The following is a 489-nucleotide window of genomic DNA, read 5'->3' on the forward strand; positions in this document are numbered from 1 at the left end:
CAGATTGTTGATGTGTTCGCGGCTTACCTCACGAATGAGGGAGGGCTCACCGCCTCGACGGTGGAAACCCACAAGCTGCTCTCACGCCGATTTCTGCAGGAGGTCTGTCCGGCTGGCGCAGATGGGTTTGCAGCGCTCACCCCGGAGATCGTCATCGGGTATGTCGAGCGACATGCTCTCGATGGCTCCACCGACAGCGGCAAGGCGATGTTTGGGGTGGTGCGCGCCTTCCTGCGCTATTTGCATCTGAAGCGCTTCATTTCGGTGGCTTTGGCCGATTGTGTGCCGTCGATCCGCCGCTGGCATCTCGCTGAGGCCGTCATTGTCGTTCCCCACGATGAAGGCAAGGCCGCGCCGCAACTGCGCGATGTCACGAGCAATGACAATCCCATGCTCGGACAGAAGACCGCGAGGCGATGTCACGTTGTTGGCAACTGGCCGCGATGATACTGCGAGTTCGATTTCAGGCCAGCGTTCCGGTCGCGGCTT

At 60.5% G+C, this 489-nt stretch carries 1 pseudogene; it reads left to right on the forward strand.

Annotated elements, in window-relative coordinates:
* A pseudogene (locus AC0L17_RS34600) lies at window positions 1-447 on the forward strand (hypothetical protein); the annotation flags it as partial.
* Window positions 448-489: the final 42 nt, after the last annotated feature.

The organism is Mesorhizobium sp. WSM4829, assembly GCF_055811475.1.